This window comes from Nocardia abscessus (assembly GCF_015477775.1).
Taxonomy (GTDB): Bacteria; Actinomycetota; Actinomycetes; order Mycobacteriales; family Mycobacteriaceae; genus Nocardia; species Nocardia abscessus_A.
The window spans coordinates 1,088,735-1,105,144 of record NZ_JADLQO010000001.1; the positions used below are offsets into that span (position 1 = coordinate 1,088,735).

12 protein-coding genes and 1 pseudogene are annotated in these 16,410 nt (G+C 69.5%); 6 read left to right on the forward strand and 7 right to left on the reverse strand.

Features of this window, described 5'->3' with window-relative positions:
• The first annotated feature begins 10 nt into the window (after window positions 1-10).
• Window positions 11-1,300 (forward strand): aminotransferase class I/II-fold pyridoxal phosphate-dependent enzyme, encoded by a 1,290-nt coding sequence (locus IU450_RS05060; RefSeq protein WP_195148522.1) that lies wholly within the window; start codon window positions 11-13, stop codon window positions 1,298-1,300.
• Window positions 1,301-1,441: 141 nt separating this feature from the next.
• On the opposite strand, the gene IU450_RS05065 is transcribed toward IU450_RS05060, so the two are convergent.
• Window positions 1,442-1,882, reverse strand: coding sequence for an SRPBCC family protein (locus IU450_RS05065; RefSeq protein WP_195148523.1), 441 nt, complete (start codon window positions 1,880-1,882; stop codon window positions 1,442-1,444).
• Between the two features lie 9 nt (window positions 1,883-1,891).
• Window positions 1,892-2,698: a methyltransferase domain-containing protein gene (locus IU450_RS05070; RefSeq protein ID WP_195148524.1), complete on the reverse strand. Its 807-nt coding sequence runs from the start codon at window positions 2,696-2,698 to the stop codon at window positions 1,892-1,894.
• A gap of 161 nt (window positions 2,699-2,859) precedes the next feature.
• On the opposite strand from IU450_RS05070, the gene IU450_RS05075 reads away from it, so the two are divergent.
• From IU450_RS05075 to IU450_RS05085, 3 genes are all read left to right on the forward strand, one after another.
• A complete protein-coding gene (locus IU450_RS05075) occupies window positions 2,860-3,435 on the forward strand; it encodes an HhH-GPD-type base excision DNA repair protein (protein WP_195148525.1) in 576 nt (191 codons plus the stop codon).
• 122 nt (window positions 3,436-3,557) lie between these two features.
• The gene (locus tag IU450_RS05080; protein WP_195148526.1) at window positions 3,558-4,268 is read left to right on the forward strand and encodes a hypothetical protein; all 711 of its coding nucleotides are present in this window, start codon (window positions 3,558-3,560) and stop codon (window positions 4,266-4,268) included.
• A 344-nt stretch (window positions 4,269-4,612) separates the two neighbouring features.
• Entirely contained in the window at window positions 4,613-5,887 is a 1,275-nt protein-coding gene (locus tag IU450_RS05085; RefSeq protein ID WP_195148527.1) for an ROK family transcriptional regulator, read from the forward strand.
• A 61-nt stretch (window positions 5,888-5,948) separates the two neighbouring features.
• Here IU450_RS05085 and IU450_RS05090 read toward each other — a convergent pair whose 3' ends face one another.
• Window positions 5,949-7,580: a DUF2207 family protein gene (locus tag IU450_RS05090; protein WP_195148528.1), complete on the reverse strand. Its 1,632-nt coding sequence runs from the start codon at window positions 7,578-7,580 to the stop codon at window positions 5,949-5,951.
• Between the two features lie 76 nt (window positions 7,581-7,656).
• Between IU450_RS05090 and IU450_RS05095 the strand changes: the two genes are divergently transcribed.
• Complete coding sequence (locus IU450_RS05095; protein WP_324197529.1) at window positions 7,657-8,802, forward strand: neutral zinc metallopeptidase; 1,146 nt, start codon at window positions 7,657-7,659, stop codon at window positions 8,800-8,802.
• A 7-nt stretch (window positions 8,803-8,809) separates the two neighbouring features.
• On the opposite strand, the gene IU450_RS05100 is transcribed toward IU450_RS05095, so the two are convergent.
• The 4 genes from IU450_RS05100 to IU450_RS05115 all read right to left on the reverse strand — a co-directional run bounded on the left by IU450_RS05100 (window position 8,810) and on the right by IU450_RS05115 (window position 14,052).
• Complete coding sequence (locus IU450_RS05100; RefSeq protein ID WP_195148529.1) at window positions 8,810-10,126, reverse strand: ammonium transporter; 1,317 nt, start codon at window positions 10,124-10,126, stop codon at window positions 8,810-8,812.
• A 94-nt stretch (window positions 10,127-10,220) separates the two neighbouring features.
• Window positions 10,221-10,910, reverse strand: coding sequence for a TetR/AcrR family transcriptional regulator (locus tag IU450_RS05105; protein WP_195148530.1), 690 nt, complete (start codon window positions 10,908-10,910; stop codon window positions 10,221-10,223).
• Window positions 10,907-13,153: an MMPL family transporter gene (locus tag IU450_RS05110; RefSeq protein WP_195148531.1), complete on the reverse strand. Its 2,247-nt coding sequence runs from the start codon at window positions 13,151-13,153 to the stop codon at window positions 10,907-10,909. The genes IU450_RS05105 and IU450_RS05110 overlap by 4 nt, the downstream gene beginning before the upstream one ends.
• An 80-nt stretch (window positions 13,154-13,233) precedes the next feature.
• Window positions 13,234-14,052, reverse strand: coding sequence for a hypothetical protein (locus IU450_RS05115; RefSeq protein ID WP_195148532.1), 819 nt, complete (start codon window positions 14,050-14,052; stop codon window positions 13,234-13,236).
• A gap of 451 nt (window positions 14,053-14,503) precedes the next feature.
• Between IU450_RS05115 and IU450_RS41255 the strand changes: the two are divergent.
• Window positions 14,504-16,138, forward strand: a pseudogene (locus tag IU450_RS41255) (DNA polymerase III subunit gamma and tau); the annotation flags it as partial.
• Window positions 16,139-16,410 lie beyond the last annotated feature (272 nt).

Genomic DNA, 16,410 nt, shown 5'->3' on the forward strand with positions numbered 1-16,410 from the left:
GCTGCCCAGGATGCCCCGGCAAACGCAGATCGGTTTGATGAGCCATGAGGAGCTCGTGCTCGAGCACGAGACCCAGAACGCGAACTACGCGACGCTCAAGACCGAGAAGCTCACGCTGGACCTGACCCGCGGAAAACCTTCCCCGGAGCAACTCGACCTGTCCGCGGCGCTGCTGCAACTGCCCGGCGAGGGCGATTTCCGCGACGGCACCGGCACCGACTGCCGTAACTACGGTGGCCTGCACGGTCTCCCGGAACTGCGCGCGATCTTCGGTGAGCTGCTCAACATCCCGGTGGAGAATCTGCTCGCGGGCAACAACGCCAGCCTCGAGCTGATGCACGACGTGATCACCTACGCGATGCTGTACGGCACCAACGATTCCGAGCGTCGCTGGGCCGCCGAGGACACGCTGAAGTTCCTGTGTCCGGCCCCCGGTTACGACCGGCACTTCGCGATCACCGAGGCACTCGGCTTCGAGATGATCCCGATCCCGATGCGCCACGACGGCCCGGACACCCACGCCATCGCCGAGCTGCTGGCGAACGACCCGCAGATCAAGGGCCTGTGGGCAGTGCCGAACTACTCCAACCCGACCGGCGTCGTCTTCTCCGAAGACGTTGTCCGCGAACTCGTATCGATGCCCGCGGCCGCGCCGGACTTCCGGCTTTTCTGGGACAACGCGTACGCGGTGCACCCGCTCACCGACACCGCGGCCCCGGTGATCGACGTGCTCGGACTGGCCGCCGCTGCCGGAAACCCGAACCGCCCCTTGGTGTTCGCCTCCACCTCGAAGATCACCTTCGCGGGCTCGGGCGTGAGCTTCATCGGTGGTTCCACCGCGAACCTGGAGTGGTACCTCAGCCACGCGTCGAAGAAGAGCATCGGCCCGGACAAGATCAACCAGCTGCGCCATCTGCGCTTCTTCCGGGACGCCGACGGTGTGCGCGCACATATGCAGAAGCACCGCGCCATCCTGGAGCCGAAGTTCGCCCTGGTGCTGAAGATCCTCGAGGACCGCCTCGGCGCGTCCAAGGTGGCGTCCTGGACCGAGCCCAAGGGCGGCTACTTCATCAGCCTGGACGTGCTGGAGGGCACCGCGGCGCGGGTGATCGCGCTCGCGAAGGAAGCGGGCATCGCCCTCACCGCGGCCGGTTCGGCCTTCCCGTACCGGAACGACCCGGAGGACAAGAACATCCGGATCGCGCCGAGCTTCCCGAAGCTGCCCGAGCTGGAGAAGGCGATGGACGGGCTGGCCACCTGCGTACTGCTCGCGGCCACCGAGAAGCTGCTCGGCAAGTAGCGGCAGACCGAAACCGACCAGCGGCGCCCGGCACGGATCCCGTGCCGGGCGTCGTCGACTTCGTGCCGGGCCGAGGCGGCCGCGTGATCGTGCCGGATGCTCGGGGGGTCGCGCTGGGCCGATCGCAGGCGAGGTAGTCGCCTACCCGGTCTCCAGCAGTTCCTTGAGCCGCGCCAAATCGGCACGGTTCGCTCGCCGGATCGCCGCCTCCAGCAGGGGTGCGGCGAGTTTCTCGAATCCGCTCGGCTCGCCCCGATTGCGCAGTGTCATGCGGGTGCCGCCCTCAGGGGTGTCCACCCAGGTGTAGGTCGTCTCCATCGGAAACGGCCCCTGCGCGGTGCGCATCACCAACCGGGAGCCGGGCACGTAGTCGACGACCTCGTAGGTATAGGCCAGCCTGTGGCCGAGGAAGTGAGCGACGAACGCCGCCCGCGTGCCGACGCGCAGCGGCGGCTCCGTTTCGCAGGTGACGCCGCGGATGCGCGAGTACCAGGCGGGCGCGTGCGCCGGATCGGCCGCGTACGCCGCGACCAGCTCCCGTGAGCGGTCGATCGTGACCTCGGTCAGTACGTCGACGGCCATCGGCCCGGGTCAGTGCGGTTTGTGCGCGAGAACGGCGAACATGGTCACCGAGAGGTGGATGTCGCCATTGGCCGCGCCCGCCTCCAGGTCGGCGAGCAGTTGCTCGCGCTGTGCCTCGGTGATCGAACCGCGCGCGACCGCCATCGCCGAGATCCTGGTGACCAGCGAGCCCACACCGACGCTGCGGTCCTGCACCAAGGCTTGCGAGCCGATGTCGTCGACCACCAGGCCCGCCTTGGTGAGCAGCCCTGGGAGGCGACGGCCCGACAGCGGATTGGTGGTGGCCGACACGAGGGTGTCGATCACCTCGCGGACGACTCCCCGGTCACCCGGGTGCATGATCGCGGTGCCCCAATCGCTGTCCACCACGACGACGCGGCCACCCGGACGGAGCACGCGCGCGATCTCGTTGGCCGCGCGGGCAGGGGCGGTCAGGTGCTGGAAGACGCGCTCGCACAGGACGGCGTCGAAGCTTTCCGCGCCGAACGGCACGCCATAGGCGTCGCCGGAGTGGAATTTGGCCGTGGAGCCCGCCTGGGCGGCGCGGCGTTCGGCGGAGGCGAGCAGGTGCGGATCCGGCTCGACGCCGACCGCGCCGCCGGTCGGGCCCACCGCCTCGGCGAAGGTGACGACCTCGGTGCCGGTGCCCGAGCCGATGTCGACGGCGTGCTCGCCGGGCCGCAACGCGAGCGCTTCGTGCGCCCAGGCGCGCAGGCGGCGGATACCGGGCAGCGCGGCCTGTAGGTCACGCACGTCGACGAGCTGGTCCTGGCCTGCTCTGTCGAACCGATCGGGGCGCAATGCGTAGGTGTTCATGGGCCCGTGTCCATCCCTGGCCGTCGTAGTCGGTGTCGCCGTCATCGGAGGCATGGCCTGGAGCCTACGCGGCACGTCATCTACCCGCGCGTAGGGGATGTGAGGTGGGTCACTATCGTAGAGTGATCCAGTACGGCCTGAATACCTGGAGAGGCGCGACAGTGACTCGCACGCTATGCCTGGCGCAAGACGCCGAGGCCGACAAGCTACTGACCGAGGACCATTTCGCCACGCTGCTCGGCATGCTCCTGGATCAGCAGTACCCGATGGAGCACGCCTTCCGCGGACCGAAGAAGATCGCCGACCGGATGGGCGGCTTCGACATCCGGCGCATCGCCGAGGCCGACCCGCAGGAGTTCGAGGAGCTCGCCGCGACACCACCCGCGATCCACCGCTACGGCCGGTCCATGGCCCGGCGCGCCCAGGACCTGGCTCGCTACGTCATCGAGCACTACGACGGCAAGGCCGAGAACATCTGGACGGCGGGCGACCCGGACGGCAAGGAAGTGCTGCGCCGCCTGAAGGAACTTCCCGGCTACGGCGAGCAGAAGGCGAAGATCTTCTTGGCCCTGCTGGGCAAGCAGCGCGGCGTGCGGCCGGAGGGCTGGCGCGCGGCGGCGGGCGCGTACGGCGACGATGGCTCGCGCCGGTCGGTTGCCGACGTGACGGACACCGAATCCCTCGCGCAGGTAAGGGAATTCAAGAAGCAGGCGAAATCGGCGGCCAAAGCGAAGTAGCACGGTCGTAATTCGCGGGTTGCCTATTTGAAATCGTCTTGCGTTTTTTCCTCGTTCTCGGGGAGTCGGTACCGGATGCTTTTGCCTGGAACGGCTCCACCTGAGATGAGGGATTGCAGGACATGAGGATGAGGAAGCTCGCCGTGGTGGCGGCGCTGGTGACCATCGCGACCGGAGTGGCTGCGGGTACGTCCGGCGCCGCGCCCGCGGAGGAAAGCGCCGAAAGCGCAATCAATTTCACCGCGTATGCGACGGATAGTCAGTCGATCATCGAAACCGACGCGGGTTCGCTGGTCGTCGAAGACGAGGTGTTCAAGGTCAAGGCGTCCAACGGTACCGTGCTCGCGGCCCAGCCGCTGCGGTTTCAGCTGGAGGATTTCGAATTCCCGATCGCCGCACAGATTTCCGGCCGCAGCGCCACGCTGACGCCGCTGTTCGACCGGGAGCGCGCGGTCTACAAGCCGGTCGCCCTGCCGTACGAGGACAAGGCGCCGTGGAAGACCGAGTACGACCGTGAGGTCGCCGCCTGGACCCGCCTGACCAGCACCATCGCTGCCGGTGCGACGGTCGGCACGCTTGTGGGCGGCCTGGCAGGCGGCGCTGTCGGTTGCGTGCTCGGCGGCATCGCGGGTGCGACCGTGGCCTCCGCCGCGATCGTCGGCCTGTTCGGCGCGTTCATCCCGGCCGCCGCCATCGGCTGCCTCGGCGGCATCATCGCGGTCGGCGCCCTCGGCACCCTCGCGGGCCAGCTGCTGGTCACCGCTCCGGTGGCGGTCGCCGCCGCGATCCAGTACTTCACGACGATCAACCAGCCGTTCAACGCGCCGAAGTAATCCTTCCGCGTGAAAAGACCCCGCCCCGCAGGCATCTTCGGGGGAGCGGGGTCTTTTTCGCGTGCTCACGACCTGGGGAAACAATGTGCGGGTGCACACAACGGCGCGTCGGGGGTTGGTGCGTCGCGGAAATCGGTGTTAATTTTAATGACATGTCTGCCGGCCGATCGAACCTCCTGCGCGTCACTTACGTGACCGCCGCACTGGGTCTGCGGCTGCCATTGACGCGCGAACTGTGTCGCCTCTCTTGCTGCAGCTGAGCTCGTTTTCCTGCTCATTTGCTGCCTCGCCGCCCATGTAGGCACGTCCCGTTGGATTACGGGACTTCAGCAAGGATCTGCACAATGTCCCTTCCCGCCCTCGAACGATCCGGCTCCAGGGTTGCGGCCGCCCGCGCCCGCGTTCAGCGTCCGGTCGTCGCTCCCGAACTGCGCATCGCCGACAACCCGGCGGCCGCGGTGCTGCGCTCCGCTACCGGCGGCCCGGTTTCCCGCGACAACGCCGCGCGCACAACGGGTTTGAGCATCGCCACGGTCAATCGCCAAGTCTCCGCGCTGCTGGCGGCCGGCCTGCTGCGGGAACGCCCCGACCTGACCGCCTCGGGCGCGGTCGGACGCCCCCGCGTCCCCTTCGAAATCGATCACGAGGCCTACCTGACCATCGGCATCCACATCGGCGCCGTGGTCACCAAGATCGTCGCCGCCGACCTGCGCGGCCGCATCCTCGGCGGCCTGGCCATCGCGACCCCGCAGACCGGTCAGGAATTCGCCACCACCACCGTCGCCCGCAGCGCGAAAGCGTTCCTGCAGCGCTGGCACCGGCGCAAGGCGCTGTGGGCCGGCGTCGCGATCGGGGGCCGGGTCGATCCGCTCACCGGCGTCGTCGACCACCCGAAGCTGGAATGGCGTGGCGCGCAAGTCGGTTCGGTTCTCGGCGAGGTGCTGGAGCTGCCGGTCTCGGTGGCGCCGCACGTCGAGGCGATGGCGGGTTCGGAGCTGTTGCTGCCCACCGGCGAACCGAAGGATCAAGCCCGCGTCGAGCGGGGCAGCAGCCTCTACTTCTACGTGCGTGAGACCGCCGGTGTCGCAGTCACTTTGGACGGTCGCGTGCACACGCCGAGCAACGGCCCCGGATCGATCGCGCATCTGCCGACGGGCTCGGACGTCGAATGCACCTGCGGACGGCGTGGCTGCTTGGAGGTGACCGTCGGCGATCGGTCGCTGCACTCCAGGGCCGTCGGCCGCGGCATCATCCCGGCGCACAACGGAACCGCGGGCTCGACCATCGCCGACCTGTACCGGGCCGCGGAGGCCGGTTCGGAATCCGCACGCGAGCTGCTCGCCGAACGGGCCACCATCCTCGGCCACACCGTGGCGATGGTGCGCGACATGCTCAACCCCGATCGGGTGATCCTCGGTGGCCAGGCCTTCACCGGCTACCGCCCCGCGGTCGCGCATGTGGCGCGGGCGTTCAACCAGGGTTCCACGTTGCCGCCCACCGACATCCGGATCAGCGGATTCGGCGGCAAGGTACAGGAATACGCCGCTGTGGTGACCTCGCTGAGCGTCCTCTACGCCGACCCGCTGGCGGCGGTGCGGCGCACCGCGTCGAGCGACTGAGCAATACGACAAAGGGCGACCGGCCGCAGCGGCCGGTCGCCCTTTTCGTGCGTGTACGGCGTTACCGATGAGGGTCGCCCGCGGTCGCGAAAAGCCCTTCCAGCGCGGTGATGAAGAACGGGAAGTGGCCCGCGAAGCGCTGCAGGTTGCGGTCGCGTTCGAAGCCGCCGAACCAGTAGAGGCCGGGTTGCGCGTCGGCCGACGGATCGAGATCGCGGAAGGCGCGGATCCAGTTGTCGGCGCGCGCGCCGAGCACCATGAACGGCAGCGCGCGGGAGAACACGGTCTCCTGGTCGATCGGCGGGATCTGTTCGCGCCGAGTCGTTTCCAGGCCGCGCTGCAGGGCGCGGATCTGCCGGGCGAGCTCGAGCCCGCGGGCCGTTCGCGCGGGCAGGTACTTCGGCGCGAGCAGGGTCGCGACACCGCCGAGCGCGATGGCGACACCGACCAGGGCATGCCCGGACGTGAGCGCGAGCGCGACGGTCGCGGCGACACCGGCAACGACCAGCGCGCCGCCCAGCCACACCGCGAAGCCGGGCCGTCGGCGATCGAGGAAATTGCCCCGCGCCACGGCATCGGCCACCAACGCGGTGCGTACCGGACCGGAGTCCACGCGACCCGGCTTGCGCAGGTCGGTAAGTGTCACCGCGTCGGAGCCATCGGGCAGCAGCGCGTGGTAGACGGCCTTCTCGTAGTCGCGCAGCTGGTCATCGGGGGTGTTCACCCGGGTGATCCGCCAGTCGCTGTCGCTGAGCGGAGTGATCCGGATGTACCGGCGCACCGCGAGATCCACCACGGTGGCGGCGATGTCGACCGGATCGACATACCCGTCCAGCAGCAGGCCCGCCTCACCGGGCAACGCGCCGTCCGGCGAGGTGAACTGCACGCGATCGCCGTCGCGAAGCAGCGGGTCGATCGTCTCCGAACCGCCATCCATCGCCGCGTCCTGGCGGCGGGCGCGCAGCACGAAGGCGACCAGACCGGCCAGCGCCACCAGCAGGACGCCGAACGCCACGAGCACCGGGGTGGTGACCGTGAACGGGCCCGCGTCACCGCTGTCGCGCACGTCGGCGTTGTTCGGCACGGTGCCGGGCGGCAGTTGCAGGGTCAGGTCGATCGCGTCGCCCTTGTGCAGGTCGGTCTGCTCGAGGAACAGGACGCCGTCGGCCTCGATCTTGACGTCGGCGCACGGCCGGGTGTTGCCGGGCGGGCCGAGTTTGCAGTCGACGATGCCCATTTCGAAGCTCGGGCTGATCAGCGAGGCGCTGATGGACGCGATGTCGGTGTTGAGCACACCCAGCCAGTGGAATACCTGGGTGCCCGGCGCGCCGCTGACGGTGTTCTGCACGGAGTACCGGAAGGTGGATTCGCCGGGCTCGGCCTCGATGGTGAACTGGTCGTTCGCGACTGTCGCGGTGCCCGCGCCCTCGGTGTCCACGTCGGTGACCCGGAAGATGCGCTCGGCGTCGTCGCTCACCTTCAGCCGCAGCGGGAGCGACATGCGGAAGGAGCCCTCCGGCGGTACCGAGACCTGTTCGACCACTTCGAGGACGCCCTCGCGGTTCAGCTTCAGATCGGCGGTGATGGTCACGCCGTCCGGTGCGGGCTGGGCCTGGGCGACCGGGGCCGTCGCGGACAGTCCCACGACGGCGAGAAGCAGCGCGCCTAGGGCGGCCCCCCGAAAAGTCAGCATGGCTGCCTACTCTAGACAGCTTGCTATCCTGCGTCAGCGGCTGTCGGCGATCACTAGGACGAGGGGGTACGGGGGCGTGACACAACCACCGTACGGACACGGACCGGTCCCGCACGGGGGGCGCCCGGTTCCGCCGCCGCCCGGCTACGGTGCGCCCTATGGCCCGCGCCCGGGCTACGGTCCGCCACCTGGCTACGGCCCACCTCCCGGCTACGGTCCGCCCGGCTACGGTCCGCCGCCCGGATATGCCCCGCCCGCTTACGGTCCGCCCCCGGGTTACGGCCCGCCGGTCCCGCCGCCGATGCCCTACGGCCCGCCGGGACGGCCGCCCTACCCGCCGCCGCGCAAACGCGGTGGCGGCGGATGGGTGGTGTTGCTGGTGGTCGTCGTGTTCCTGGTCGCCGCGGGACTGGTGCGCAACGCCATCTCGGTGGGACGCAACGACAGCGACGCGTCCGGCCCGCAACCGAGCTTCACGTTCGACGCCCAGCCGGACGGCTCGATCGGACCGGCGGAAACCGGCAGCAATCCGCTGTTGACCGACCCGAGCGCGACACTGATCCCGGCGCGATGCGACTACGCGCGGTGGGGCACGCAGGTCGACGCCGCCCGCAAGTTCTTCGAAAGCGCCGCGTCGTGCCTGGAGTCGGCGTGGAAACCCGTGCTGCGCAAGGCGAATCTGCCGTTCCAGCCGCCGTCGCTCAACGTCAGCGCGACCACGGCGGGCATCACCACGCCGTGCACCGGCTCGACCAGCAATTTCGCCGCGTTCTACTGCCCGGCGAACAAGACGATCTACATGCCGATCAGTCAGTTGCAGACGGACTACTTCAAGGACAACTGGGTGGTCTACCTGTCGGTGTTCGCGCACGAGTACGGGCACCACGTGCAGGCGATGTCCGGCATCCTGCGCAAGGCCAACAGCGAGCGGGCGGACGCGGGACCGCGCACCGCCAAGGGCCTGGAGTTGTCCCGCCGGGTCGAATTGCAGGCCAACTGCTTCGACGGCATGTACCTGTCCTCCTCGGCGGAGGGCGGCTCGCTGACCGATCCGCAGCTCACCTTGGCTCGCAAGGACGCCTACGGGCGCGGCGACCAGGCCGGGGACATGCGCGACCACGGATCCTCCGAGAACGGCGGGCAGTGGTTCGAGACCGGTGTGGACAAAAACCGTGCGGCGCAGTGCAATACGTTCACCGCGTCGGCGAGTTCGGTGAGTTGACTTCCGATCAGTCCGGCTGATCGTCGTCGAGCGGGCGATCGGAGTGCGGGCGCCCGAAATGCCCCTCGCCGAGACGGCGCGGCGCGTGTCCGTGCACCCCTTCGGCATACGCCGTCTCGGCGTGCAGCGCGAAATCGATTCCGGCGGCCTCATCCTCCTTGCTGACCCGGAATCCGACGAGCCGGTCGATGCCCTTGCCGAGCGCGAACGAGACGCCGAACGCGTAGGCCGCCACGACGAGCACCGCCACCAGCTGCCTGCCCAGCTGAGCCAGGCCACCGCCGAAGAACAGGCCGTCGACGCCGCCGGTCATCACCTGGGTGGCGAGCAGGCCGATCAGCACGGTGCCCACGATGCCGCCGACGAAGTGCACGCCTACCACGTCGAGCGAATCGTCGTAACCGGCCTTGAACTTCAAACCCACCGCGAACGCGCACACCACGCCCGCCGCGAGCCCGACCAGCAGGGCGCCCGAGGTGTTGACCGATCCGCACGAGGGCGTGATGGCGACCAGACCGGCCACCACGCCGGACGCGGCGCCGAACGTGGTGGGCCTGCCGTCGCGGATCTGCTCCACCGCGAGCCAGCCGAGCATGCCGAGACAGCCCGCCACCAGGGTGTTCAAGAAGACGGCCGCGGCGAGGCCGTTGGCGGCCAGCGCCGAGCCCGCGTTGAAGCCGAACCATCCGAACCACAGCAGGCCCGCGCCGAGCAGCACGAACGGCAGGTTGTGCGGGCGCATCGCGTCGGTCTTGAACCCGATGCGCGGGCCGAGCACCAGCGCGAGGGCCAAGGCGGACGCGCCGGAGGCGATCTCCACCACCAGCCCGCCCGCGTAGTCCAGAGCGCCGAACGAGGCGAGCCAGCCGTCCGGACCCCACACCCAATGCGCGATCGGCGCGTACACCGCCAGCGCCCACAGCGGCACGAAGATCATCCACGCGGCGAACTTGGCGCGATCGGCGATGGCGCCGCTGACCAGCGCGGCGGTCAGGACGGCGAAGGTGAGCTGGAACGTCGCGAACAACAGCTCCGGCACCGAGCCGCGCACCGAGGTCGGGTCGATGCCTGCCATGCCGAAGTGGCCGAGATCGCCGATCAGGCCGCCGCCCGCGTCGTCGCCGAACGCCAGGCTATAGCCGAGCAGTAGCCACACCACGGTCACCAGCGGGATCGCGATGAAGTTCATCATCAGCATGTTGAGCACGCCGGTCGAGCGCACCATCCCGCCGTAGAAAATCGCCAAGCCCGGGGTCATCAGCAGGACCAGGGCTGTGCTGATCAGTAGCCAGGCGGTGGCCGCCGGGTCGATGGTTGCAGACACGGGTTCACTCCTTCCGCGCGCGTGCGCTGCGAGGAAGTTACCGAACGGTCGCTCGCGGCCCGACAGCCGATCGGTCGAAGCGCGTTTCCGCGGTTCAGGCCGGAGACCGGCCCTGCCGGACGCCGCGCAGCCACTGCGTCACCGTCTCCGCTGTCGGCGGGTCGGCGCCGATCAGGTCGAGCACGCTGTAGCCGAGGCACGCGGCGCCCATCACGCGCGAGGCGACGGCTTCGGCATCGCCCCAGGGCAGGAAGGGTTTGGCGAGTAGCAGGGAGGTGATGCCGTGGGCCACCGACCACAGTTCCAGCACGATCGGCAGCGGGTCGCGCGGCGCCATCGTCCCGTCGTCCATGCACTTGCGCACGGTGGCCGCGAAATGCTGGAAGGCCCCGCTGGTGAGGACCTGGTCCACCGCGCCTCCGGTCTCGGTGGGCTCGGTCGCCAGCCGGTACTGCTCGGGATGCTCGAGGGCGAAGCGGACGTAGGCCATGCCCTGATCGTGCAGCTGGGTCATGGGGGAGGTGGTGGGATCGGTGGCGGCGCGCATCGCGTCGGCGAGGTCCTCGAAGACCTGCGCGACGACCGCCTCGATGAGCTCGTCCTTGTCGGCGAAGTGCCGGTAGATCGACGGCGCGCTCACCCCGACCAGCTTGCTCACCGCGCGGATCGAGACCGCGTCGGCGTGCCCGGTCCTGCTGAGCAGCTCGGCCGTCGCGCGCAGGATCTCCTCACGCAGCTGGGCGCCGGAACCGCGCGGCGACCGCGGACGCCTGCCACCGATCACGCGCGCCCCGCGGTTTCCAGTGGACGGGCGGCGATGTCCTCCTCGCCCTCGGTCAGCCCGATCTTGGCGTGCAGGCGGGCCAGCGGTGCGGGCGCCCACCAGTTGGCCCGGCCGAGCAGGCGCATGAGCGCGGGCGCGAGCAGGCCGCGGATGATGGTGGCGTCGGCGAGCACGGTCAGCGTGAGGCCGAGGCCGAGCAGCTGCATGAACGACACCTTCGAGGTCACCAGGGCGCCGAGCACGATCGCCATCAGTATCGCGGCCGCGGTGAAGATCCGGCCGGTGCGGGCCAGGCCGACCGCCACCGCGCGGGTGTTGTCGTGCGTGGCCAGCCATTCCTCGCGCACCCGTGACAGCAAGAACACCTCGTAGTCCATGGACAGGCCGAAGGCCAGGCAAAACATCAAGATCGGCATGGTGGGCACCAGATATCCCACCGGGGTGAACCCGAGCAGTCCGGACAGGTGGCCCTCCTGGAACACCCAAACCATCGCGCCGAAAGCGGCCGCCAGCGACAGCGTGTTCAGCAAGAGCGCTTTGATCGGCAACAGGACGCTGCCCGTGAACAGGAACAGCACGACGAAGGTGGCCAGCGCGATCAGAGCGGCGGCGAGCGGCAGCCGGGAGGCCAGGGCGTGCAGCGAGTCGGCGTTGGCCGCCGCCGCGCCGCCGTAGAGCGCGTCGCCGGGCGCCGGGATCGCCCGGATCTCCTTCAGCTGACGGTCACCGGCGGGCGAGAAGGGGTCGAGCTTGGTGGCCACACTGAGGTATGTCCCGGTGTCGTTGATCATTCCGGGCGGAGCTGCCGCGACTCGCGCGCCGCCGGCGTAGATCCCGGCTCCGGACAGCACCGCGGGCACGCCGTCGACCTTGGACAGTTCGGCGGCGTACCCGCCGAGCGCCGCGGCGTCGCCGCGATAGCCGTCCAGCACGATCGTGGTGCTCGCGACCGGATCGGCCTGGGGGAACTCGGTGCGCAGGGCGTCGCCGACCTGGCGGCTGGAGGCGGTTTCCGGCAGTACCCGGTCGTCCGGGTAGCCGAATTTCACCGAGAGGAACGGTGCGCCGAGCGCCAGCAGCAGCGCGATGATCACGATGGCGACCGGCGCCGCGTGCCGCATGACCACACCGGCCAGCCGGTACCAGCCGCTGTCCTCCGGAGCGCGTGGGCCGGGTGCGGGCGCGCCGCGGCGGAACAGGCGTCGCAATGGAGCCCGCAGGTCGAGGGAGTTCACGCGATGTCCGAGCAGGACCAGCGCGGCGGGCAACACCACGATCGAGGCGGCCGCCGCCGCGGCGACGACCGCGACGCCCGCGTAGGCGAAACTCTTCAGGAAGTACAGGTCGAACACGCTCAGCACGGCCATCGACAGCGCGACGGTGAGCGCGGAGAACAGCACCGTGCGCCCCGCGGTCTGCACCGACCGAATGGTGGCCGCCGCCGGATCGAGGCCGTGCGCGAGTTCTTCCCGGAATCGGCTGACGATGAACAGGCTGGAGTCGATGGCCAGCGCCAGGCCCATTGCCGTCGTCATGTTCAGCGCGTAGATCGAGACATCGGTGAACAGGGTGAACAGGCGCAGGATCGCCAGCGTCGCCAGGATGGCGAAGATGCCGATGGTCAGCGGGAGGGCGGCGGCGACGAGGCTGCCGAACACCAGGACCAGCACGATCATCGACAGCGGCACCGCGACGCCCTCGGCCAGCGCGAGGTCGCGCGTGGTCTGCTCGGTGACGTCGTGGTAGATCGCGGCGATGCCGCCTTGCCGGACCGTGATGCCGTCGGAGACGCCTGCGAACTGCCGCTCCAGTTCGCCAGCGGTCTGCTGCACCTGCGTTTCGTCGCCGTCGAGGTAGGCGACGACCAGGGCGCTCTTGCCATCGGTGCTGCGCAACGCGTTCGCCAACGGCTGCGGCGTGGTCCAGTAGGACTGGACGCCCTGCACGTCCGCGCGCGTCTTGAGCGCATCGGCCAGCCCGACACCCGCCGCTTTGGTGGCCGGATCGTCCGCGCCCGCCTCGGAACCGACCAGCAGGACGAAGTTGGGCGCCGCGCCGGCGAAGTTGTCCGCGATCAGCTCGGTGACCTGCGCGGATTCGGCGTCGTCCGAGGTGAAACCGCCGGATTTCAAGTGCGCGGGTGCGGTGGCTCCGAAGACGCCGCACAACAGGGCGATGGCCAATGCGGCGGCCAGCACGGTGCGCGGAGATCGGGTGGTGAAACGGGCAATCCGGGTCAGCATCGCGGCTCCGCTCGTTAGGCTAACAGCGTTAGAGTAACGGCGTTAACCTATGTTGTCGATCCCGCGTGGTGTCCCCGACGTCAGCCGCGGGACTTACGGATGGCCCGCAACCCCCTCCGCCCGGGCACGGGGAGGTCCTCACGCATCTCCACCCACTCCGCGGTGGTCAGCCAGAGCTGCTGGGCGCGGGCGTCGGCGGTGTTGTGGAAGATCCGGCGGCCCCGGTCGTCGCGCAGTTCTTGCGCGACCACCGACCAGCGCGGCGCGCGGCCGTGCTCGTCCAGGTAGTCGGCGAGGTAGGTCGCGATCGCGGTGCCGATGGTGTTCACCGGGCGCAGCGAGACTCGGTTGCCGTACTGGGCGGCGTAGAAACGCCGTGCGGCGCAAAGGGATCGGGGGTTGGCGTTCGAAGCGATCCACCCGGCACGCTGGGCCCGCTCGATCAGCCAGAGGTGTTTGACCGCCGCCGGCGCGATATTGCCGACGCGGGTGCGGATCAGCGTCATGATCTGCTCGCTGCACAGTACGTCGCGGCGGGTGGGTCCGTAGCCGTGCGCGGTCCAGTGCGCGTCGGCCAGTTTGGCGAGCGCCCGGCCGAAGTCATCGATGCTGCGCTGCGCGCGTCTGCCGAGACGTTCGATGCGCTCGGCCTCGCGGCGCATCTCGTTCTGCGCGGTGAGGGTGCGGATCGCGGCCATGGTGGGCACCTGACCGCGTTCGAGGAGTTCGAGGATGGCGGCGGCGGTGGCCGGATCGGCTGCCGCGGTCACCGGCAGCGAGTCGCGCTTGATCGCGAACTCCTGCGGGCTGATGGCGCGGCTCAAAAGGGCGACGGCGGAGCGGTCGCCTGCGAAATCGGTGCTGGACAGCCAGGCGGCGGCGATGTCGTCACACGACACGGTGGACGGTCCTCCGGTGGAAGTGGGAATTGGCGCTGGTCACCCGTGGGCCGAGCTCTGTTGGTTGTGCCCCGGTCGGGATGAGGGACCGGCCGGGGTCACCAACCTGATGAAGGTTTGGCTACCGAAGTTGCCGAATGCCACGTTAGCCAGCTGATTGCATCGGTGTCACCCTTGGTGACAGTTTCGTTATCTCCAAAAAGTCGCGGTAAAGCGGGGTGTGAGTTCATATTTTCCAGATCGGCGGGGGTGGCGTGGCCGCGAAGTTCCGAATTCGCTCGGTCGGCATGAGCGATAGCTCGAAGGTTGCCACCTTGTGTAGCCCGGCTGACCATCGAAGAAGGCGGCGCGAATGTTGTGACTTGTATCACATCTATGGCCGCCGCACCGGCTCGGAACGGCGCACCAGGCGGGAATGTCCTTTGTCGGTAGTCGCCGGTAACCTCTGGCCGTGGCTCTGTACCGGAAGTACCGACCGGCAACGTTCGCTGAGGTGGTGGGTCAGGAGCACGTCACCGACCCGCTGAGTACCGCGCTCGACACGGGGCGGATCAGTCATGCCTATCTGTTCTCCGGTCCGCGCGGCTGCGGCAAGACGTCGTCCGCGCGCATTCTCGCCAGATCGCTGAACTGCGCGGAGGGGCCCACTTCGACGCCGTGCGGCACCTGCCCGTCCTGCGTCGCGCTCGGCCCCGGCGGTCCGGGCAACCTGGACGTCATCGAACTCGACGCCGCGAGCCACGGCGGCGTCGACGACACCAGGGAATTGCGCGACCGCGCCTTCTACGCACCCGCCGAATCCAGGTACCGCGTGTTCATCGTGGACGAGGCGCACATGGTGACCACCGCCGGATTCAACGCGCTGCTCAAGATCGTCGAGGAGCCGCCCGCGCATCTGATCTTCATCTTCGCCACCACCGAGCCGGACAAGGTGCTGCCCACCATCCGCTCGCGCACGCACCATTACCCGTTCCGGCTGCTGCCGCCCGCAACGATGCGCGGACTGCTCGGCCGGATCTGCGAGCAGGAGCACGTGCCGGTCGAAGAAGCGGTGTACCCCTTGGTGATTCGCGCGGGCGGCGGTTCGCCGCGCGATAGCCTGAGCGTGCTCGACCAACTGCTGGCGGGCGCGGGGCCGGAGGGCGTCACCTATGCCCGCGCGGTCTCGCTGCTCGGCGTCACCGACGTGGCATTGATCGACGACGCGGTCGAGGCGCTGGCCGCCGACGACGGCGCCGTGTTGTTCGGCACTGTCGACCGGGTGATGGAAGCGGGCCACGACCCGCGTCGTTTCGCCGTCGACCTGCTCGATCGCTTCCGCGACCTGATTCTCCTGCGCGCCGTGCCCGACGCCACCGAACGCGGTCTGGTCACCGGCCCCGGCGACGTGCTCGAGCGGATGCGCGACCAAGCCGCGCGACTGGGCTCGGCCACCCTGACTCGTTACGCCGAGCTGCTGCACGAAGGTCTCGGGGAGATGCGCGGTGCGACGGCGCCGCGACTGCTGCTCGAAGTCGTTTGCGCACGCATGCTGCTGCCGTCGGTGTCGGACACCGAATCCGCCACGCTGCAGCGATTGGAACGGCTGGAGCGTGGTTTGGCGGGTGGCTCGTTCGCCGCTGCCCCCGCCGCGTCCCCGTCAGCTGCTCTTTCCCAGCCGCCGGCTGCGGCCGGGTCTCCGTCGGACCCGCCCCGCCGCCGTGGGGCAGAGGCGCTGGCCGCGATTCGCCGCGAGAACCGGGGGGCTGGTGGCGGAGGGAGCGCTTCCGAAGCCGGAGGGGCTGGCCCCGCTGGAGGTGCGGGGCACGCCGGTGGTTCGGAGGGGTCGGTGCGTGCGGGTGGGGCCGCACCTGTCGAAGGCCAGGGGCGGACTGGCGGGGAAGAGGCGGTGCGTGCTGAAGGTGCTGCCCTCGCTGGAGGTGCGGGGCAGGCTGGTGGGGCTGACGGGACGGCGCATGCCGGAGGTACTGCTCCGGCCGGAGGTACTGCGCGGACCGGTGGTGTGGAGGGGGCGGGGCGTGTCGCAGGTGCGTCCGTGGATGCCGGAATCGGCGATAGTCCCGCGCCGGTCGGAGGGGTCGGTACCGGCGGTTCCACTGCCGTAGTGCCCGGTGGCGGAGCCTCTGTCGGTGGTGGCGAATCTGCGGGCGACGCAGGAGGTCCTCTGCCGACATCCGCCGATCGTGCGTCGGACACGGACTCGGTTGGGCCGGGTGTGGGTGTCGAGGGTGGCGCGGATCGTATTGCGCCGGTCGCCGAGCCGGGCTTCGATGCCGGATCCGGCAGCGGGTCGGCAGGGATGACATCGGGAGGGTCGAGCGCGGCCTTCGGGACTCCGCAGAGCGGAACGGCCGACGC

Excerpts from the sequence above, each read along its gene's own strand:
- IU450_RS05085 (WP_195148527.1), top strand. The coding sequence starts at position 4,613 with ATGTCCCTTCCCGCCCTCGAACGATCCGGCTCCAGGGTTGCGGCCGCC.
- IU450_RS05060 (WP_195148522.1), top strand. The coding sequence starts at position 11 with ATGCCCCGGCAAACGCAGATCGGTTTGATGAGCCATGAGGAGCTCGTG.
- IU450_RS05070 (WP_195148524.1), bottom strand. The coding sequence starts at position 2,698 with ATGAACACCTACGCATTGCGCCCCGATCGGTTCGACAGAGCAGGCCAG.
- IU450_RS05090 (WP_195148528.1), bottom strand. The coding sequence starts at position 7,580 with ATGCTGACTTTTCGGGGGGCCGCCCTAGGCGCGCTGCTTCTCGCCGTC.
- IU450_RS05080 (WP_195148526.1), top strand. The coding sequence starts at position 3,558 with ATGAGGATGAGGAAGCTCGCCGTGGTGGCGGCGCTGGTGACCATCGCG.
- IU450_RS05110 (WP_195148531.1), bottom strand. The coding sequence starts at position 13,153 with ATGCTGACCCGGATTGCCCGTTTCACCACCCGATCTCCGCGCACCGTG.
- IU450_RS05065 (WP_195148523.1), bottom strand. The coding sequence starts at position 1,882 with ATGGCCGTCGACGTACTGACCGAGGTCACGATCGACCGCTCACGGGAG.